20 protein-coding genes and 1 tRNA gene are annotated in these 17,946 nt (G+C 63.1%); 7 read left to right on the forward strand and 14 right to left on the reverse strand.

Translation table 11 applies throughout. The annotated features are described in order from the left end of the window. Nucleotides 1–30 precede the first annotated feature (30 nt). Both N5J73_RS05330 and N5J73_RS05335 read right to left on the reverse strand, forming a co-directional pair. Nucleotides 31–1,047, reverse strand: coding sequence for a zincin-like metallopeptidase domain-containing protein (locus tag N5J73_RS05330; RefSeq protein WP_164078577.1), 1,017 nt, complete (start codon nt 1,045–1,047; stop codon nt 31–33). Between the two features lie 67 nt (nt 1,048–1,114). Next, nucleotides 1,115–1,330 carry a hypothetical protein gene (locus N5J73_RS05335; protein ID WP_049408734.1) on the reverse strand — a complete coding sequence of 72 codons (216 nt, stop codon included), beginning with the start codon at nt 1,328–1,330 and terminating at the stop codon, nt 1,115–1,117. Between the two features lie 147 nt (nt 1,331–1,477). On the opposite strand from N5J73_RS05335, the gene N5J73_RS05340 reads away from it, so the two are divergent. Both N5J73_RS05340 and N5J73_RS05345 read left to right on the forward strand, forming a co-directional pair. Next, complete coding sequence (locus N5J73_RS05340) at nt 1,478–2,185, forward strand: hypothetical protein (protein ID WP_049408735.1); 708 nt, start codon at nt 1,478–1,480, stop codon at nt 2,183–2,185. After that, nucleotides 2,176–3,138 carry a hypothetical protein gene (locus N5J73_RS05345; RefSeq protein WP_049408736.1) on the forward strand — a complete coding sequence of 321 codons (963 nt, stop codon included), beginning with the start codon at nt 2,176–2,178 and terminating at the stop codon, nt 3,136–3,138. Before N5J73_RS05340 ends, N5J73_RS05345 begins: the two co-directional genes overlap by 10 nt. A gap of 57 nt (nt 3,139–3,195) precedes the next feature. Here N5J73_RS05345 and N5J73_RS05350 read toward each other — a convergent pair whose 3' ends face one another. The 9 genes from N5J73_RS05350 to N5J73_RS05390 form a co-directional block, all read right to left on the reverse strand. Next, the gene (locus tag N5J73_RS05350) at nt 3,196–5,115 is read right to left on the reverse strand and encodes a DUF5906 domain-containing protein (RefSeq protein ID WP_164078578.1); all 1,920 of its coding nucleotides are present in this window, start codon (nt 5,113–5,115) and stop codon (nt 3,196–3,198) included. A 69-nt stretch (nt 5,116–5,184) separates the two neighbouring features. Beyond that, complete coding sequence (locus N5J73_RS05355; RefSeq protein ID WP_141098938.1) at nt 5,185–5,367, reverse strand: ribbon-helix-helix protein, CopG family; 183 nt, start codon at nt 5,365–5,367, stop codon at nt 5,185–5,187. 490 nt (nt 5,368–5,857) lie between these two features. After that, nucleotides 5,858–6,121, reverse strand: coding sequence for a hypothetical protein (locus tag N5J73_RS05360; RefSeq protein WP_088375381.1), 264 nt, complete (start codon nt 6,119–6,121; stop codon nt 5,858–5,860). Between the two features lie 9 nt (nt 6,122–6,130). Next, entirely contained in the window at nt 6,131–6,391 is a 261-nt protein-coding gene (locus tag N5J73_RS05365; protein WP_049404451.1) for a hypothetical protein, read from the reverse strand. Beyond that, nucleotides 6,384–7,040 (reverse strand): DNA N-6-adenine-methyltransferase, encoded by a 657-nt coding sequence (locus N5J73_RS05370; protein WP_088375382.1) that lies wholly within the window; start codon nt 7,038–7,040, stop codon nt 6,384–6,386. Before N5J73_RS05370 ends, N5J73_RS05365 begins: the two co-directional genes overlap by 8 nt. A gap of 108 nt (nt 7,041–7,148) precedes the next feature. Continuing rightward, nucleotides 7,149–7,502, reverse strand: coding sequence for a hypothetical protein (locus N5J73_RS05375; RefSeq protein WP_088375383.1), 354 nt, complete (start codon nt 7,500–7,502; stop codon nt 7,149–7,151). A 105-nt stretch (nt 7,503–7,607) separates the two neighbouring features. After that, nucleotides 7,608–8,339, reverse strand: a complete 732-nt coding sequence (locus N5J73_RS05380; protein WP_088375384.1) for a hypothetical protein — start codon at nt 8,337–8,339, stop codon at nt 7,608–7,610. Beyond that, a complete protein-coding gene (locus N5J73_RS05385) occupies nt 8,339–9,862 on the reverse strand; it encodes a site-specific integrase (protein WP_345782446.1) in 1,524 nt (507 codons plus the stop codon). The genes N5J73_RS05380 and N5J73_RS05385 overlap by 1 nt, the downstream gene beginning before the upstream one ends. 83 nt (nt 9,863–9,945) lie before the next feature. Continuing rightward, a tRNA-Ser gene (locus N5J73_RS05390) sits at nt 9,946–10,035 on the reverse strand. Nucleotides 10,036–10,159: 124 nt separating this feature from the next. Here N5J73_RS05390 and N5J73_RS05395 point away from each other — a divergent pair. Beyond that, complete coding sequence (locus tag N5J73_RS05395; RefSeq protein ID WP_049448539.1) at nt 10,160–11,233, forward strand: DUF4241 domain-containing protein; 1,074 nt, start codon at nt 10,160–10,162, stop codon at nt 11,231–11,233. A 55-nt stretch (nt 11,234–11,288) separates the two neighbouring features. On the opposite strand, the gene N5J73_RS05400 is transcribed toward N5J73_RS05395, so the two are convergent. Continuing rightward, entirely contained in the window at nt 11,289–12,296 is a 1,008-nt protein-coding gene (locus N5J73_RS05400) for a LysR family transcriptional regulator (RefSeq protein WP_088479766.1), read from the reverse strand. Between the two features lie 111 nt (nt 12,297–12,407). Here N5J73_RS05400 and N5J73_RS05405 point away from each other — a divergent pair, with 111 nt between their 5' ends. Both N5J73_RS05405 and N5J73_RS05410 read left to right on the forward strand, forming a co-directional pair. Then, nucleotides 12,408–12,995, forward strand: a complete 588-nt coding sequence (locus N5J73_RS05405; RefSeq protein WP_049448540.1) for an NAD(P)H-dependent oxidoreductase — start codon at nt 12,408–12,410, stop codon at nt 12,993–12,995. A 216-nt stretch (nt 12,996–13,211) separates the two neighbouring features. After that, complete coding sequence (locus tag N5J73_RS05410; protein ID WP_049448541.1) at nt 13,212–13,562, forward strand: SH3 domain-containing protein; 351 nt, start codon at nt 13,212–13,214, stop codon at nt 13,560–13,562. 87 nt (nt 13,563–13,649) lie between these two features. Here N5J73_RS05410 and serS read toward each other — a convergent pair whose 3' ends face one another. Further along, a complete protein-coding gene (serS, locus tag N5J73_RS05415) occupies nt 13,650–14,930 on the reverse strand; it encodes a serine--tRNA ligase (RefSeq protein WP_049448543.1) in 1,281 nt (426 codons plus the stop codon). Nucleotides 14,931–15,043: 113 nt separating this feature from the next. Between serS and N5J73_RS05420 the strand changes: the two genes are divergently transcribed. Both N5J73_RS05420 and N5J73_RS05425 read left to right on the forward strand, forming a co-directional pair. Beyond that, entirely contained in the window at nt 15,044–15,682 is a 639-nt protein-coding gene (locus N5J73_RS05420; RefSeq protein ID WP_049448545.1) for an energy transducer TonB, read from the forward strand. A gap of 119 nt (nt 15,683–15,801) precedes the next feature. After that, on the forward strand, nt 15,802–16,374 hold the full coding sequence (locus N5J73_RS05425) for an energy transducer TonB (RefSeq protein ID WP_049448547.1): 573 nt from the start codon (nt 15,802–15,804) through the stop codon (nt 16,372–16,374). A 212-nt stretch (nt 16,375–16,586) separates the two neighbouring features. On the opposite strand, the gene aroA is transcribed toward N5J73_RS05425, so the two are convergent. After that, entirely contained in the window at nt 16,587–17,894 is a 1,308-nt protein-coding gene (gene aroA, locus N5J73_RS05430; RefSeq protein WP_049448549.1) for a 3-phosphoshikimate 1-carboxyvinyltransferase, read from the reverse strand. Nucleotides 17,895–17,946 lie beyond the last annotated feature (52 nt).

Here is a 17,946-nt window from a genome sequence, read left to right on the forward strand (position 1 = left end):
TGGAAATGCGCAAGGGGGTTCAGGCCACCATCACCTGCTCCTCTGCCTGGCCTTCTCACGCGCTTTCGTGCGGACCTTCGTGCCGTTAGGTTTTTCAAGCTCCTGCTGGTTGGCCGCCACCGGCTCCCGCTCCCGCTCAACCTTCGGGAGCGGCTCACGAACCAACTCGGGCACCTTCAGGAATTCCACCACCCGCTCGGCCGCCGCCGCGGCTCGGAAGAGCTCCCGGGGATCGTCCCGGAGGATTTGGATCCACGACTTCACGTAAGCCGCGTGTTGGGTGGGATCGTGGCCAATGCTTAAGCGTTCGCCCACCAGCATGGATGACACCTCCGCGACCAGTTCTTCCTTGGCGTAGTCGATGCTCCCAAAGGCCCCCTTCTGATCGCGGTTGAGGCGGGAGGGAAAGCCTGTCCAGTGGCCCAGTTCGTGCAACGCGGTGGCGTAGTAGCCGCTGGCCGAGTGGAAGCTGTTGCGCTGGGGCAAGTGGATGCTGTCCGTCATCGGCCGGTAGAACGCCTGGTTGCCCCCGTCGTGGTGGATCTCAGCCCCGCTGCCCTTGAGCACCGCTTCGCAGGCCTGGTGGATGTCGGGCTCTGGGCGCGGGGGTGGCAGGACCAGTGCCGGCAACCCATCGATCTGCATTGCGTTGAACACCCGGGGGAAGAAGACCTTGGGGCGGGCCTTGGCGATGAGCTCTGGGTCCCCGCTCTTCTTTGCCTCTTCGACCGGGGACCAATCCCAGTATTCGATAACGCTGGCTTTCTCGCCTTTGCGAACCTGCGCGCCCACGGCCGCGGCTTGCTTGTAAGTCATCCACCGGTTGTCCTGGCTGTCCCAGGTGCTCTGCAGGGCCCACAGGTGGAGCAAGTTACCGCCCCGGTAGTTTTTGCCGGTGGTGGGGTTCATTGGCAATCCGAGGTCCACGCGGGCGTCCCAGGGTTTGAGGAAGGGACCGGTGCCCTCCTCCATTTGCCGAATCAGGCGTTCGACGACGTCGCGGGAGTGGCGCTGAAGGAAGCTTTCGTTGGGGGTGGCATCGGACACGGACAGGCTCTCCTGGAAGGCAAGAAAAGGCGCCTGTCGGCAACGCCAAGGGGTTGGGCTGGGAACATCAATCGCGAATGGTGACGGCGCGTCCCTGCTCCAATAGGTTCTCCAGCAACGCCAAGGCCCGGTCGATGGTCAAACCGGTGCCGGGGTCTCCGTCGCCCTCCTGGAGCTGCACACGGACGCCATCCGGGGTTCGTTGCACGGTGAAACGGGGGGAGGCCGCCAGGGCGTCTTGGCGGTCCATGCTGTTATCCACGAAGGCATTGGAAGCAGTCATGGTTTCAGCATGCGACAGGATGGGGATTTGGCAAGCCTTGAATCGATCTACAGGGCAATCCATTCGCTAGAATTGAGACTGAGGCCGTGGATACTGGCCTCGCTTGGCCTCAGACGGCCAGGCTTAGCGATGGATACAGGGGGAAACATGGATTTGGTTGTTCCGCGCGATCGGGAGCTGCCCGATTTGCTTTCACGTGCTTCATCCGGCGATCTCAATGTGCTCGCCGACCTCATCACCGACTTCGGCAAGGGCCGAGTCGCCTTGGATGGCTCGGTCAAGTCTCAGATTCTGGCCTGTAAGGAGCGAGGTCGCCTCCAAGACATCTCGGAACTTCTTGCCGGAGAAATCTCGGCATTCGGTGGCAACACCCTTGTGAATGCCGTGCGCAAAGGCGGGGTGTCCTATCAAGAACTGGCATCGGACGTGGCCAAGCAGTTGGATGGAAAGCCCTCCAGCGGGCTTGCTCCATGGGATCTTGAAGAGATCGCGTTGATCCAAGCGGTGAAGAAGGCCTTCAAGGACGTTGCCGTCGATGTCTCCAAGAAAAGCGGTGCGCAGTTGGCTGACCTCATGCGGCCAACCATCAACGGAATGATCAAAGAGGCAGGATCGGCCTGGGGCGCCCTCGCCAATGGCGGAGCCTCTGGGATCGCAGGGTTCTTGGGCGCTCGCGTTGCCCCCCTAGTTTTGGTCCCTTTGGCGGCCACTGCGGTTGGGGCGACCGCGCTTCAAGCGGCGACGCCAGCCTTCCGTATCACGGTGCCAGCCGTCCTCCAAATTGCTGTCATACGTCGCCGCCAGTTCGATTCTGACCTGGCTTCATACCGCGAGGCTCTACTAGCATGCAAGTGAATCCCGACCTCTCTCGGGCTCTGCCCGAGTTTCCCGACGTGTTGGCCAAGCTGACCGATGGCACTTACACGCTCCATGGCGGCGTCATTCGCCACGCAGCCGGCACTGGCAGAGGAGGACAGATCGTAGGCCACTTGATCTTCCCAGGAGATGCGCTCCAGACGCAGCAGCGACTTCAAGAGCTCCAGTCAGCCTTGTCCAAGGGCATGAACAGCATCCAAACCGGAATGGATGGCCTCCAGCAGAGCATGAATGTTCTGCAGGGCCTACAGGTCGCGAACTTGGCCATGACGGGGTTGAATCTTGCGGTCACGACAGCCGGGTTCGTGGTCGTATGCAAGAAATTGAACAAGATCAGCGCCCAGATACAAGAGCAGTCCGAAGGCATCGCGCGGACACTTCACTTGGTAGGCGAGGTGCACGAGAGAAGCCTGCTGAACGATGAAGCAAGGTTCCGCTCTCTCCTTCTGTCCGCCCAACAGTTTTGTGGTGAGGGTGACACGCATCAACTCCGGACGTTGATCCCTAGGTTCCACGAGGAATACGAGTTCACCAAGCTCATACTGGAGCGTCATGCTCCCATCGGCAGCAGCAATCTGGATCGATTCGGCGAAATTCAGTTGCTGCAGGAACGCTTGATCCACCTTGGCCTTGGCTTGACTCATGTTCAACTGAAGAGCGGCTCTCCAGACTATGGAAAAGCATCGCTCGTCAATCTGGCCGAGACCGTGAGCGCCCTCAACGCCAAGCGCATCGACGCAATGCTTGGCAGCGAAGTTGCAACACAGGTACGAAAGAGCGATTTCAGCGAGATCACCTCGTTCTTGAAGTCTGGGAAGGAGATGGTCCCGGCGCTGGCTTACCAAGCCGACGTCATCGACTTGGAAATCCGTCGTCGCGGCCTCCTTGAGCAGGCCTCTGAATCCGCGGAAATCAGGCTTGTGGCTGCCTGATCGGCACTCGGGGGAGGCCAAGGTCTGCCTTGGCCTCTCCTGCTTTCGCGTTCACCCTCAGCTCGCGGCCCCACCTACCGGCCCAATGTCAGTTTGAGCCTCGCTGCTTTCAAGGGCGGACAACGGCTCACCGAACAGCGCGCGAATCTCTAGTTCGTTGATACGTTCCTGCAGCTGGAGCTGGATTGCCTGGGCTCTGGTGCGCCCTGCCTCCTCCCTCAACGCATCGGCATGGAGAGCTCCCATCTCATCCGCCTGCTGCTGGGCGCTCAATCGGTCGAATCGACGCTCCATCTCTTCCTGCCGAGCCTCTTGCTGTTCGAGGGAGGGCGTTACATCGGTTTCCCAAGGCTCCAAAGACTGAGAGCGCTCTTGCGCAACGGGCAGTGCTGTCACGGTCGCCGATGATCTCAACGGCAGATCGCCACAGGCCTCGCCGACGGTGACTGCTCCGTTGATTCGCAGGCGCACGCATTCTTCCTGTTTGCCGTTGATGCGACGGTTCGAGCGGGCGCCGTCGTCCAGGCCCATCTCTTTCAAGCCTCGCCAGAACTGGCGACCGGTGAGGAGATCGATGTCCGCCAGCCCTTGTCGGTAGCCCCAGTTTTTGTAGTTCTCGTAGACCTGCCGCATGGAAAGCGTGCACTCATCCGTCTCAATGCGCACCACGCGCTCGGCTTGAGCCCAAGCCATGACCTGGTCGCTGCCATGGCGGGCGGCCAGCTTCGCTGCGCGCACGGCTTCGGGCATGTCGGCGTCGGTGTCGGACAACGCCCTACCACGGGCCACGATGCGTCGGGCGCCTTCGAGCATCCAGTCCAGCACAAGCTGGCCTTCCTCTGCCAGGATGTTCTTGACCAGATCAGGGTCGTGCTGGTTGACCGGTACCGCCTTCTTCCAATGCACGACGGTGAGGCGGCGCCACACGCCGTTGCTCTTGTCGCGGATGAAGGGTGCCGAGTTGGACGTGATGATCCACTTGGCCGTGGAATGGTAGCTCGCCAGCTGCTTCTGGTTCTTGCGGTCGATGCCAATGCCATTGCCGGAGACCATCGTCTTGAACCGACCTTCGGCCCACTTCTCGCACTCCACTTCGTCCACCAGGATCAGGCTGGCGCCGATCATGGGTTCCAGGCTGAAGCGGTCGCCCAAGGTTTCGAGGTTGCAGCGGGCCACCTGGCGGTGCATGGCTTCCACGATCTCCGCCAGGGTGGATTTGCCGGAGCCTGCGACGCCGTGCCACCAGGCTGCCTGGCTGTAGACACCCGGCAACAAGGTCATGCCGCACTGCTCTTGGAGCAGGTCGATGACGCGCGGGTCGTCGTGGGCTTGGCAGAGGAACTTGGCGAAGCGCGAGTCAGCCGGCAAAGGCTGGGGCTTGTATGCGTGGCCCTGCCTGCCACCACAGGCCACCCTGACCGCGTGGGTCATGCCCAAGGCGGGATCAGGGGCGAGCACATGGAAACCGTCGGGAAGGATTTCCACGTAGCCGTCTGCCACCGGCACGATGGCCCGCTTGGCTTGGGTCGGCATGGGGTTTTTCTGGCGCAGCCGAAGGGAAGCCATGTCCCAGCAGTCCTTCGCGAGTTTGGGGCTGCCCGCGAAATCGGCGTTGCGGTCGATCCAATCGGATGCCACACCCACACCTTCTGCGTCGCTGATCGCTTGCCAGTAGGCGCCGTTCCAATGGTGGACGATCTCGCCGGTGCCGCTGGTGGCTTGGCACGCCCACAAGCGATCGACGCATTCGGTGGTGCGGCGGGCAAACAGGATGGGGAGCGACGGTGGCTTGCGCTGGCCCTCTCGATCAACCGAGTGGCGGTAGATTTGCTTGTGTTCCTCTGCCTCCAGGTTGATCTTGCGGGCGGAGGCTTCCGCACCCAGGAAACGCGACGCTTCGAATGGCACAATGTTGCTCGGCTCTTCCGTCGTCGGGTTGACAGCCTTCCCTTTTGGGGACACATTGGTTGTAGACATTGTTGTTGGTTCCTCTCAAACCCTCGCCCTGGCCGGTGGGGGTTTGTCGTTGTGGGGGGACAGGCTTGATCAGGCAGCGCGTGGGAGAGCGGTTTCCAAGGCGCGGCGAATGAACTCGCTCTCTGTCATCTCGTTTTCGGCCGCGGCGAGACGAAGGCGTTCCGCCAAGGGGCGTTTGATCCGAACGTGCTTTTTCACGCTGGCGCGGATGCTGTAAGTCGGCGGCGATGAGGGATGGGTGGCGGCGTTCACGGTGGCAACTCCGAAGGTGAAAGGTTTGGTGTGTCCCACATGGGGGACACTTCCACTCAACCACTGCAGGAGCTTTCCGCAACCCACGGTTTTTGACTAAACACGAAAACTGCGGAATCTCCCGCACTTTTTCCGGAAGCCCTGTCCTGCTGGCTTTCCCTTCCCTGCTGGTCTTCCATTAGCCAGCAGAAAGAGAAGACCAGCAGGAAGACCAGCAGCTACAAATCCTTGATTCCAAAAGCTTTCATTCATAGAAAACCGTTCTACTGGTCTGCTGGGTCAAAAAATAATCGGTTTTGAAATTTGAGATACCAACGCTTTCCATGCTCTTTGGACGCATTTGCACAGGGGAGTTGAATCGAAAGCCAGCAAGCCAGCAGCGCACTTCTTAGTCGCAGAAATCCCATGGGATTCAACGACCTTGCACTGCTGATCTTCCTGCTGGCCTTCGATCGCTGCTGGCTAATGGAAGACCAGCAGCCGGAAGTTCCTACTCATCTCCGGCCAAGCACTCCAGTTGCTCGCGCTTGCAATCGGTCAAAAACGGATGCTGAACCTCCCTCCCGGTTTCCACCTCCGTCACCACCACCTCTTCTTCAATCGTAAGGGCGCCATGGTGCCAATCGATGGCATCCAACTCCGCCAAGGACAGTCGCGCGAATGCCTCCATTGCCTCGGACTGGGTCTGGGCGGAGACCTCAATCACCTTGCTCACCAAGTAGTCACCCTGGACGACGAATTCGTAAGTTCCCATCGGCTTCTCCTAATAGTTGAGGTAGTTGAGGTGGTGGCGCATGGTTGGACACGGCCAGTTGAGATCTTCTCGATCGGAGCCATCGGGGCTGATGACCTCCACGAAGCCGTAAACCTCCTCCAACTCGGTACGCCATCCACCGGCTTGAATCTCGGCCACGCCCATCGAGTTCAGAATCTCCAAGGCTGCCGCTTCTGAGTCCGCGTCGATTCGAATTTCCAGTTCGGCCGTCGCGCGGCCCAAGACAACAACTTTCCAGTGATCAGCCATTGGAGCTCTCCTGGTTCGCAGTGGCCACCTGCGCCACGCGCTGGATGGCAAAGAACTTCCCGCGCAACACACCGCTTGCCTGCGCTTGCTGAAGGTGACCGGCGGCGCGCTTGCCGTAAGCCACCACCAACGATCCCGAAGGCGCCGCAGTGCCGGTGGTTCCGTCGGGACGCACAAACTTCAGCCGCCCGCGGGTAAACAGGATCGCCGTCACGTTGGGATGGGAAAGCACGCAGTTGTGCATCCAGCCCGTTTCCATGCTGACGGGCACCAGAGCGATACCGCCACCGGGGTGGTTGGCCAGCTTGCTCAGCCACTTCTCAACCCCCTTGCCGTAGGGCGGATTCATCCACACGAACGCTTGCGTGGGCCACGGCGTGAGCAGGCCGTCCTGGCTCGGCGGGATCATCCGACGGGCCGTGGGCGCCGGCAGCCGCGACGGGTCTTCGGGCGTGCAAGGATCGAGGTCAAAGCCGCGCTTTCCTCCCAGCGCCTTGACGATGGCAGGCGGGGTATACCAATCCACGCTCGTGTGGGCCTTGTCGCTTGCCTTGTAGCAAACGGAGGTGACCCGGGTGGATTTCTGTGCCAGAAGGCGCTTGGAGCGGGTTGCTGCGTTGAACGGCAGAACGTTGGACTTGGGCTGCATGAGGATTCTCCAGGCAATGCTCCGCCAGCACGGCTGCGTTGCCGCGTTGAAGGAATGGGTTTTGGGAGTTGGGCTTGAACTAGCCCGAGAGGCGCTGCTCGCGGCGGGTTACCACCAAGAGTCGTAGAACACGTCCCAACCGTCCTTGATCAATGCGCGGGCCTGCGCAATGAAGTCCAGATCTTCTTCAGCTCGATCGGGATCCGATTCACCGAAGAAGAAGACCACCGTATGGGCCAGCCGCTCATCGAGGACCGCCTGCTCCAATGCGTCGAGGCCTGCCGCTCCGAGAAACACGCGAACCATGTTGAACTCAAACGGGTCAGAGCACCCCGTCCGGGCACTGTGCAGCCCGAACATCCAGCCGTGGAGGTTGGGATGGCATCGCCACTGAAAGAACACCTGTCCCTCGCACGACGTCTCCTCCTTGTGGATCTTTCCCCCATACATATCAAGGCCCATCTTGTTGCTCCATCGCTCCGACCACCGGGGCGTTGGAGTAATCATCCAAAGTGAGGGCTGCCATAGATACGGATATTGGAGGCCTCCAATTCCATTCAGTTGCCGTTAGAGGCGCCTAGCGCCCTGATGGGGCGTCTTTCGAGGCGCTGGCTGCAGGTGCTCGTCCAATACTTGCCTACTAACCTGAGCGCGGGTGGTTTCCAACCGTTGCGCCAAATCGCGGAGGTGAGCCGCCTGTGCTTTTGCCATCCTGAAGAACGTGTCAGCCCAGGCGCGTTTGATGTCAGGCCTCAGCCAAGGCATGGCAAAGGCATCTGCAAACGTCCTGAAGATGACTTTACAGTTGTTCGCACGTCCAAGCTCCTGTATCTGTTGAAGGAGCGCATCGGAAATGTCTTTGCCGGACAGAGGCTCCACAATCACTCGCTGCGCCCCGGACGACTTGACCAGCAAGAAGGGCAACTTAGCTGTGAGCAAGGTATCGGGACTGGTTCCGCGTTCCGTCAGCGGCTTCCAGTAGCCCTCCCCCCTTAGCCAGTCGGCCCAGTCCATTAACCTGGATAGGGTAGTGGCCCTCTTGCGAGTCCCTTTGACCTCGAACAGATGATCCTTGGGAGGGTGCTGTTGGAGCAGTGTCTCCAACTGGCCAGTGCTGATGGCGAGAACACCGGCGGCTTCGTTGAAAGTCAGTTCAAGATCCAAAATGGGACGCCTCAGCCCGTGGCGACGCTGTTCTTTGACTGCCCTCTCCATACCTCCCACCGTCTGCGTCCCCGAGAGCTTTCCAAGAAACCGCTCGGCCGCACGGCGGTAGGCGTCCGCAGCACTGAGGGCCATTAGTTCCGCTCCCTTCCCTTACCACCGGCCTTCGTAGAGCGTGCGGAGGTATTGCTGCTGCGCCGCCCGACCTTGCGCGCCGGCAGGGTGCGCAGCGCCTCCAGGTCGATCCCGTAATCTAGGACACCCAAAGCTGGCGTTCCTCCGGCACCGTTGAGCTTCTCACTCACCGTAAAGGGCCTGCTGTAAGTCGCGTGGTGTTCGTCGTCCAATTCGTGGCCGACGATTTGGGCTCGCATCTCAGAGGCCACACCGCTGCCCTGCATCTCCTGAATCACGGTCTTTCGGAGACTATGGAAACCACGCTTCGCTTTCGGCCACCCACCACTGTGCTTTTGGAGGTAGTAGCTGAACGCCTTCGAAATCCAGTTCCCCGCGCCATTCTTCGCTTTACTGTCAGCCTGCGGAAACAACCGCCAGTCCCCGCTCTCCCTTCGTTCGGCGACGTAGTCCAAGAAACCGAGCTTGATCAGGTCGGGATGCAACGGGACGACCCGATTGGAAACATCGGTCTTCAACCGCTGATCCTCCCCCTCATCGGTAAACCGTATGCACGGGATCCCCTCCTCCTCCTTGACGTCGAGGGTGAACAGCTGCCCCACCTCACCCGCCCGGGCTCCCGTATACAGGCCCAACAAAGCCGCCCAGCGCGCTCCCGTTGAAAGCTGCCTGAAGCTATCGGGTGCGAAGAGTTGATGGACCTGGTCCAAGGTAAAGGCCTGGAAGCCAAATTTTCTACGCTTGCGCTTCTCGGCCATCGAAACGCTGACGTGACCTGCGGCGACGTTGTCTCCCTTTAGCACATAGCCTGAAGCCATTGCCCAAGTGAAGAATCCTCTCTTTCCTGCGAGGTAGCTCTGGCGATTGTTGAGCGTAGAATGCGTTAACCCGCGCTTGGCCAAATGGTCGTAGAAGCGGGCCATCTCAGGCCGCGTGATGGTGTGCAGCTCGCGCTCGGCGCCCAAGAACTCGATCAGCTCTGTCACGGGAAGCAGTTTGATGCCGACCGTTTTGACCTCGATGTCCTCGGCGGCGACTTTGTCCTGCCAGATTCGCTTCGCATCGATGAGGCTGATCGTCTCAGCTGGCAGGGGGTGCGCCGCCGCTGATTCCAACGGGTTTGGCCCAGCCGCCGCCGGAACTGCACCCGCATCACGGAAGTGGAACTTGCCGATTTCTTCCAGCGCCTCCATTGCTCGAGCATGGTCGGCCGCATCCGTGGTCCGAAGACGAAAGCCCGGCAAGTCAATTTCATAACGTCTGGAGCCGTTCTCCGCGACGCTGCGGAGAACATCCTCAACCGTGAGTCCCTTCTTGGTCATGCACCCATCCCTGATGGCATCGAATGCTTGAGCATAACGCTGTGCGATGGCCAAGGCAGCCACCCTTGCGCTATGCAGGTGGATGCCTAGGGGATGCTTGACGAAGGGTTTGCCGAGGATGCCGCGCATGTCCGTCGGAACGCGCATGCGAAACTGGTAACGACCAGTGGAAGAGCGAGTGAGATAGCTTGGTAATCGCATCGGAGTTGTGCCCCGATTTGTGCCCCAAGCCGCCCTTCAAGACCCTAAAAAATGCTGTTTAAAAACAAACACTTACTAAGGATTGGCGGAGAGAGTGGGATTCGAACCCACGGAAGGTTTAACCCTTCGCCGGTTTTCAAGACCGGTGCCTTAAACCGCTCGGCCATCTCTCCAATCGGGTCCCGGTCGCCCGGGCAGCGGCGTATTCTCGCACGTGAAGCGCATTTGCCCAAGACCACCCTTGCCCCCACCCTTCGCATCCGGCACGGTGGGGCCTTCACCGCAATCGGAGCCCCCATGGCCCACCTCGACCTGGCCAACCTGCGCACCACCCTGCTGGACGACACCCAGCTGGCCGCAGTGGCCCTGCACCGCGCCTTCGCCGGGCACCTGCCGGTCAGCAGCGGGCATCTGGTGGTCTGCGATCCGCTGGTCCAGGCCGAGGCGCCGGCGCTGGCCGACTACACCGCGCCGCTGGGCCGGCATCCGGTCGAGATCATCGTGCACAGCGGCCGCCCGGCGTTGGCCGTGGTCTGGTTCAAGCCTCGCGAAGCTCTCACTGCGACCGCCCTGCACTGGCAGATGGCGCACTGGACCACGCAGGACCTGACCGGACTGGATGAGGACAGCTTCATCGGCTACCCGGTCGACGCCGGCATCGGTTGTTTCATGGATACCGACACCCAGCAGGCGCTGCTGGCGCTGATCGAACAGGCCGATGGCGACGAAGAGAGTGAATGGTCGGATGCACTGATCGATCACGATGGCCTGGATGAAGGCGCCGAATACCGCCCTTGGGGCGAGGACTCACCGCATGGCCTGGTCGTATTCACCAGCGGCTGGGGCGACGGCGTCTATCCCAGCTATTGGGCGCTGGATACGTCCGGCATTCCGGTCGCCTTGGTCACCGATTTCCTGTGCATCCAGGGCGGCGATGGGCGCGACGAGCGCGAGATTGCCGACCAGGCCTATCGCGAAAGCCTTCCACCCGAAGAAGCCGAAGCGTTGGCACGGCTGGTAGCGGCCGTGGAACGCGATGATGCGGAGGCGCTGCACACCCTGCTGAAGGATGCGCCGCAGCGCGCCAACCAGATCGAACCAGGCTGTGGCGGCACCGCGCTGTTCGAGGCGATTCGCCTGGATCGTCCTCAGGCATTGCGGGTGCTGTTGCAGGGCGGCGCTTTACCGGCGATGCCCGAACGCCTGCACATGAGCAAGGTGACCGGCTATCTGGACTATGCGCGCTTCCTGAAAAAGCCACGCAGCGCGGAGCTGATGGCGGTGCTGGAAGTGCCCATCGTTGCAGCCGAACCGCCACCGGCCGCACCGCGACGCCGCAGCTTCTGGGACCGGCTGTTCGGCCGGAACTAATCGGCGCCGGAATACAGAAACGCCGGGCATGGCCCGGCGCTACCTTCCTGCATTCTCAGCCCGCATCCACCGCCAGCGCACCCAGCGCACTGGCCTTGATCCGCTCCTTGGCCTTTTCACAGGCGCCACCGCAATCCAGGCGCGAGGCCTCCAGCTGCGGCGGCAGGTGCTCGGCCAGAAAGTCGATGAACACGCGCACCGCCGGCAGCAGGCCGCGGCGCGAGGCGAACACAGCGTGGCACACCCCCTGCGGCAGCGACCAGTCGGGCAGCACCACTTCCAGCTCGCCGTTGCGCACGGCGTCGGCGCAGACGGTTTCCGGCAGCATGGTGATGCCGAAACCGTCCTTCACCATGCTCTGCAGCAGCGGGAAGTCGAAGCCGGCCACGCGCGGCTGCAGGTCGACCCGGCGCACTTCGCCTTCCGGGCCGTGCAGCTCCCAGCGCTGGCGCGCTTCGTCTTCGCTGATGCTGAGGGTGACGTGCTGGGTCAACTCTTCCGGGTCCTTCGGGCGGCCGGCGCGATCCAGGTACTTCGGGCTGGCCACCAGCAGTTCCTGCACCTGGCCGAAGCTGCGCATCACCAGACTGCCATCGTCATCCAGGCGCGAACGCACGCGCAGGGCCACGTCGTAGCCTTCGTTGATGATGTCCACGCGGCGGTTGCTGATGTTCAACTGCAGGCGCACCTTCGGGTACTGCTCAAGGAACTTGGGCAGCAGCTTGGGCAGCTGCATCTGCGCCAGTGACACCGGCACGCTGGCGCGCACCACGCCGCGCGGTTCCGCACTGAGGCGGTCCACCACTTCGCGGGCGGCCTGGGCCTCGGCCAGCATCGTCTGCGCATGGCGGTGCACGCTGGTGCCGACGTCGGTCACGGCGAAACGACGGGTGGAGCGCTGCAGCAAGCGCACGCCCAGGTCGGTTTCCAGCTGGCTGATGCGGCGGCTCAGGCGCGACTTGGGAATACCCAGTGCACGCTCGGCGGCGGCGAACCCGCCGTGGTCGACCACCATCGCGAAGTAGTACAGATCATTCAGGTCATGCATGCCCGAGCTCCATATCTAGAACAATACGTGGCATTCAACCACCTTTATCCCGCCTTTGCAACAACCTATCGTTCTCTCCGTCGGCGGGGCACCCCGCCCCTTCCTCCCAGAACATAGGTGACTGCCATGAAGCTTCTGCATCTCGACGCCAGCGTGCTTGGCGACAACTCCGTGTCCCGCCAGCTGTCGGCCGCCGTGGTCGCCCGCTTCACCGGCCAGATCGACGGCCTGCAGGTCGATTATCGCGATCTTGACGCAGATCCGGTACCGCATCTGCGCAGCAGCTCGCTGGCCAGGACCGACGCCGCCGAGGCAACCGATGCCGAACAGGTGATGCAGCAGTTCCTTGAGGCCGACATCGTGGTGATCGGCGCACCGATGTACAACTTCAGCATCCCGTCCACGCTGAAGGCCTGGATCGACCGCGTGGCCGTGGCCGGCCGCACCTTCAAGTACACCGAGAACGGCCCGGTGGGCCTGGCCGGTGGCAAGCGGGTGATCATCGCCAGCAGCCGTGGCGGCATCTACACCGACTCGCCGGCCGACTTCCAGGAGCCATTCCTGCGCCAGGTGTTCGCCTTCATGGGCATCAATGACGTCGAGTTCGTGCGCGCCGAAGGCATCGCCTACTCGCCGCAGCACCGTGAAGACGCCATTGCCGGTGCGCTGGCAGCACTGCCGTCGCACGAAGCGGCCGAAGCCGCTGCTGCATAAGCGTTCCAGCGTTCGGCGCCCCTCTCTCCTCGTCTGGGCGCTGAACGCGGGCCGGGATCCCCTCCCCCATACCGGCCCACCCTGGCGGCCCCGCTTTGCGGGGCCGTTTTTTTGTGTCTGGTCAGAGGGCCCCATCCACGCATGGCGTGGATCTGCTGCACGTGTGCGTGGATTCGCTGCCATGCACGGCGCTCACCAGAACGTTAGGCTGGGGCCATGAACTACATCGTGACCACTGCACACCGCAGCGAGTTTCCGCAACCGATCACCCTGCGCCGTGGTCAGGCACTAGTGGTAGGCGAACGTTATGAAGGCCCGGAGGGCTGGGACGACTGGTTCCTGTGCGAAGCCGGAGGGCAGCGGCCTGGATTCGTACCAGCGCCTGTGATCGGTCGGGATGCGCAGGGTGGCGCGTTTGCCACGGAGGATTACTGCGCGCGGGAACTGGATGTGGATCCCGGGCAGCTGCTGCGCGGGCAGCGCACGCTCAATGGCTGGGCGTGGTGCGTGCCGGAGGCCGGCGACCCGGGATGGGTGCCGTTGGAGAAGTTGCGCGCTGTGGAGTGATCACGGCGGTTCATCCACGCATGGCGTGGATTCGGTGCCATGCAAGCATGGCACCCACCAGAGCCGCAGCGCCGCCCGATCAGGGAATCAGGCGATGGTTTCCAGGCCGCCCATGTACGGGCGCAGGGCCTCCGGCACGGTGATGCTGCCGTCAGCGTTCTGGTAGTTCTCCATCACTGCGATCATCGCGCGGCCAACCGCCACGCCCGAGCCGTTCAGCGTGTGCGCCAGTTCCGGCTTGCCGGTGGCCGGGTTGCGCCAGCGGGCCTGCATGCGGCGGGCCTGGAAATCACCACAGTTCGAGCACGAGGAAATCTCGCGATAGGTCTCCTGCGACGGCAGCCAGACTTCCAGGTCGTAGGTCTTCACCGCCGAGAAGCCCATGTCGCCGGTACACAGCAGCACCTTGCGGTACGGCAGGCCCAGCTTTTCCAGCACCACTTCGGCGCAACGGGTCATGCGCTGGTGTTCAGCATCGCTCTCTTCCGGGCGACAGATCGAGACCAGCTCGACCTTCTCGAACTGGTGCTGGCGGATCATGCCGCGCACGTCGCGGCCGCCGCTGCCGGCTTCGGAACGGAAGCACAGCGAGTGGGCGGTCATGCGCAGCGGCAGGCGCTCAGCGTCGAGGATCTCGTCGCGAGCGATGTTGGTCAGCGAAATTTCCGAGGTCGAGATCAGATAACGCTTCTGCTCACCCAGTTGGGTGATGAACATGTCCTCTTCAAACTTGGGCAGCTGACCGGTGCCGTACAGGCTGTCGGCATTGACGATCACCGGCACGTTGGTCTCCTGGTACTCATGCTCCCCGCTGTGCAGGTCGAGCATGAACTGGGCCAGGGCACGATGCAGGCGCGCGATCGGGCCGCGCAGCACAGTGAATCGCGAGCCGGACAGCTTGGCCGCGGTCTCGCCGTCGAGCCACTTGTTGCGGGCGCCCAGCTCAACGTGGTCGAGCACCTTGAAGTCGAACTGGCGCGGGGTACCCCAGCGCGCCTGCTCCACGTTGTCGTTCTCGTCGGCACCGGCCGGCACGTCATCGGCCGGAAGGTTCGGAATGCCCATCGAGATCGCTTCGATCTTCTCGCGCAGCTCATCCAGGGCCACTTCCGAGGCCTTCAGCTCGTCGGCGAAGGCAGCGACCTCGGCCATGATGGCCGAAACGTCTTCGCCCTTGGCCTTGGCCTGGCCGATGGCCTTGGAACGGCTGTTGCGCAGGCTCTGCAGCTCCTGGGTCCGCACCTGGATGCGCTTGCGATCAGCCTCCAGGGACTCCAGGGCAGACACGTCGAGCTCGAAGCCACGGCTGGTGCGCAGGCGTTCGGCGAGGTCGGCGGGCTGGTGGCGGAGCAGGGCTGGATCAAGCATGGCAGGTGTCGTGGTGGGTATCAGGGATGGGATTATCGCTTGTTATACGGATTTCTGCCGCCCGGTTCATTCTGGCCGTGGCAGAATCGAGCCATTCCGTACTGGTCCGGTCCATGTCTGCACCCCGCTCGTCGTCCGCCAAGTCGTTCACTGTGCATATCCCGCGCAACGCCCTGAAGATCGCCGGCATCGCCTTCGGCGTGGGCGTGCTGCTGTTCGTGCTGGTCTGGCTGACCGGCCGTGACAAGGAGTTCTTCCGCGCCGACCCGGCCGCACAGACCCCGCAAGAAACCGCCCAGGTCGAGCCCCTGCCGGAACCGTTGGCCGCTGCGGCCGGTTCCAGCGACATGCCGGACGCCAAGCCGGCACCGGTGGAGGAGGAAGCGCCGAAGCTGGTCGAAACCGCCCCGCCGCCGCCCGCCCCGATCGCCGAGCCGGCCCCGGCCACCCCGGGCGCGGCGCCTGCCACGACCGGCAACAGCCAACCGATGCCGATTGCCGGTCAGTCGCCGCCACCGTCCTATCCCGCCGCTGCACTGCGCGCCGGTGAAACCGGCACCGTGGTGGTACGCGTGGATGTGGACGCCACCGGCTATCCCAACAACGCCACGGTGATCCAGCGAAGCGGTTCGCGCGAACTCGACCGTGCCGCCACCGACGCCGTGCGCCGCTGGCGTTTCACCCCGGCGCAGAGCAACGGCCAGGCCGTGCCCGGCAGCATTGAAGTGCCGTTCGACTTCAAGACGCAGTAACTGAACACTTCCCGGCAGGCAAACTGAACCCTGCCGGTGACGTTGACGCAACGCTGACACTTCCCGTCCATGGCTCGGGCAACACTGCCCACGTCGTCCATTGACGGAAGGAGTTTGCGATGACTGCCACGACCCATGAAGACCTTCATTCGCCGCAGCTGCAGCAGGATTCAAGCGTGCAGCACAAGCCCACGTCGCCCTGGATGTGGATCGCGCTGATCGTGGCGATGTTTGCAGCCGCCCTGCTGTGGCTGCGTCATTCCAACCAGGAAGATGTGGCGCCGGCGCCGGTCGGCGAGCGCATGTTGCCAGCCCCTGAGCAGGCCGCAGTAGCCGATGCAGCGGCGCCCGCAGCGCGCCAGACGGCGCCGGCTACCGCTTCGCGGAAGGCCGCACCGGTGGTGCGCAATCGTGAGGCCCGCCCGCTGGCCAGCAACCGCATGCCCACCTACCCCGCCGCCGCGCTGCGTAGTGGCGTGCAGGGCAGCGTCATCGCCAGCCTGAATGTCGATACCCGCGGCAATGTCGCCAATGCCGCGATCGTTTCGCGCAGCGGCGAGCGCAGCCGCGACCTGGATCGTGCGGTGCTGAACACCGTGCAGAACTGGAAGTTCCAGCCGGCGATGCACGAAGGCCGTGCCGTCGCCAGCGTGGTGCGGGTCCCGGTGGATTTCCGTACCGAGCAGCGTTGATCGCGGACGAGGGGTTCGTGATGTTTAGACGGAGGCTTCGGCCTCCGTCCTTTTATGCGGAAAGGCGTGCCAACCAAGGTTGGCACCTACCGGGTGAGGTGAGCGTGCCAACCAAGGTTGGCACCTACCGGCTGATGTGAGCGTGCCGGCCAAGGTTGGCACCTGCCAGGCAGTGCGATCCGCCGGGCATGGCCCGGCGGTCGCGATGCTGATCAGGCCAGGTTGAACCCGGCGCGGCGCGCCAGGCCATCGAAATCCGGGAAGGATGTGGCGACGTTGGCGATGTCGTTGATGCGCACTTCGCCGTCACTGATCTGGCCGGCAATGGCAAACGCCATGGCGATGCGATGGTCGCCGTGACTTTCGATGGTGCCACTACCCAGGCGTACACCGCCGTGCAGGGTTGCGCCATCTTCAGTTTCGTCCACCTGCATGCCCAGCGCGCGTAGGCCGGTCGCCATTGCGGCAAGGCGGTCCGACTCCTTCACCCGCAGCTCGGCTGCACCGCTCACCACGGTCTGGCCTTCGGCCGCTGCTGCCGCAACGAACAGCGCCGGGAACTCATCGATCATGTCTGGCACCAGCTCTTCCGGAATGCGCGCGCCCTTCAACGGGGCGTAGCGCACCACCAGGTCCGCCACCGGTTCACCGCCCTGCTCGGCCGGATTCTCTTCGGTGATGTCCGCACCCATCAGCCGCAGCGCGTGCAGCAGGCCGGTGCGGCGCGGATTCAGGCCGACCTGCTTCAGGCGCAGCTCGGAGCCGGGAATGATGCTGGCAGCCACCAGATAGAACGCGGCAGACGAGAAGTCAGCCGGCACCACGATGTCCGTGGCGCGCAGGCGCTGACCACCGCGCAGGCGCGCCTTGCCCGGCGAGAATTCGATGTCCACGCCGAACGCGGACAGCATGCGTTCGGTGTAGTCGCGGGTCGGGTGCGGTTCGACAACGCTGGTTTCGCCCTGTGCGTACAGGCCTGCCAGCAACACCGCCGACTTGATCTGCGCGCTGGCCACCGGCGAGGCGAAGTCGATGCCATGCAGCGTCTGGCCGCCATGCACGTGCAGCGGCGGCGTGCCGTCATCCTGGGTGTCGATCTTCGCGCCCATCTGCGACAGGGGGCCGGTGACACGGCGCATCGGGCGGCCGGACAGCGACTCATCGCCGATCAGCGTGCAGTCGAACGCCTGGCCTGCCAGCAGGCCGGCCAGCAGGCGCATGCCGGTGCCGGCGTTGCCGCAGTCCAGCGGCGCATCCGGGGCCTGCAGGCCGTCGACACCGACGCCGTGCACGATGCGCTGCGACGGGCTGGGCGTTTCGATGCGCACACCCAGCTGGCTGAAGATGCGCGCGGTCGCGCGGGTGTCTTCGCCTTCCAGGAAGCCTTCGATATGCGAGGTACCATCGGCCAGCGCGGCGAACATCACCGAGCGGTGCGAGACCGACTTGTCGCCGGGAATGGTCAGGCTGCCCTGCAGCGGCTGGCCCTTGCGGGCGATCCAGTGTTGCGCGTTGCTCATCGTTCGATCATTCCGTAAACGCCGGCAGCGCCGGCGATGCATCAGGGGGCGG

Origin of the sequence: Stenotrophomonas sp. GD03654, from assembly GCF_029845105.1 — a bacterium.
Taxonomy (GTDB): Bacteria; Pseudomonadota; Gammaproteobacteria; order Xanthomonadales; family Xanthomonadaceae; genus Stenotrophomonas; species Stenotrophomonas africana.

What these genes read in the sequence shown, in the direction of transcription:
- serS (WP_049448543.1), bottom strand. Translation starts at nt 14,930, where the DNA reads ATGCTTGATCCAGCCCTGCTCCGCCACCAGCCCGCCGACCTCGCCGAA.
- aroA (WP_049448549.1), bottom strand. Translation starts at nt 17,894, where the DNA reads ATGAGCAACGCGCAACACTGGATCGCCCGCAAGGGCCAGCCGCTGCAG.
- N5J73_RS05425 (WP_049448547.1), top strand. Translation starts at nt 15,802, where the DNA reads ATGACTGCCACGACCCATGAAGACCTTCATTCGCCGCAGCTGCAGCAG.
- N5J73_RS05405 (WP_049448540.1), top strand. Translation starts at nt 12,408, where the DNA reads ATGAAGCTTCTGCATCTCGACGCCAGCGTGCTTGGCGACAACTCCGTG.
- N5J73_RS05380 (WP_088375384.1), bottom strand. Translation starts at nt 8,339, where the DNA reads ATGGCCCTCAGTGCTGCGGACGCCTACCGCCGTGCGGCCGAGCGGTTT.
- N5J73_RS05370 (WP_088375382.1), bottom strand. Translation starts at nt 7,040, where the DNA reads ATGCAGCCCAAGTCCAACGTTCTGCCGTTCAACGCAGCAACCCGCTCC.
- N5J73_RS05350 (WP_164078578.1), bottom strand. Translation starts at nt 5,115, where the DNA reads ATGTCTACAACCAATGTGTCCCCAAAAGGGAAGGCTGTCAACCCGACG.
- N5J73_RS05395 (WP_049448539.1), top strand. Translation starts at nt 10,160, where the DNA reads ATGGCCCACCTCGACCTGGCCAACCTGCGCACCACCCTGCTGGACGAC.
- N5J73_RS05365 (WP_049404451.1), bottom strand. Translation starts at nt 6,391, where the DNA reads ATGGCTGATCACTGGAAAGTTGTTGTCTTGGGCCGCGCGACGGCCGAA.
- N5J73_RS05375 (WP_088375383.1), bottom strand. Translation starts at nt 7,502, where the DNA reads ATGGGCCTTGATATGTATGGGGGAAAGATCCACAAGGAGGAGACGTCG.
- N5J73_RS05345 (WP_049408736.1), top strand. Translation starts at nt 2,176, where the DNA reads ATGCAAGTGAATCCCGACCTCTCTCGGGCTCTGCCCGAGTTTCCCGAC.
- N5J73_RS05340 (WP_049408735.1), top strand. Translation starts at nt 1,478, where the DNA reads ATGGATTTGGTTGTTCCGCGCGATCGGGAGCTGCCCGATTTGCTTTCA.
- N5J73_RS05420 (WP_049448545.1), top strand. Translation starts at nt 15,044, where the DNA reads ATGTCTGCACCCCGCTCGTCGTCCGCCAAGTCGTTCACTGTGCATATC.
- N5J73_RS05335 (WP_049408734.1), bottom strand. Translation starts at nt 1,330, where the DNA reads ATGACTGCTTCCAATGCCTTCGTGGATAACAGCATGGACCGCCAAGAC.
- N5J73_RS05410 (WP_049448541.1), top strand. Translation starts at nt 13,212, where the DNA reads ATGAACTACATCGTGACCACTGCACACCGCAGCGAGTTTCCGCAACCG.
- N5J73_RS05385 (WP_345782446.1), bottom strand. Translation starts at nt 9,862, where the DNA reads ATGCGATTACCAAGCTATCTCACTCGCTCTTCCACTGGTCGTTACCAG.
- N5J73_RS05360 (WP_088375381.1), bottom strand. Translation starts at nt 6,121, where the DNA reads ATGGGAACTTACGAATTCGTCGTCCAGGGTGACTACTTGGTGAGCAAG.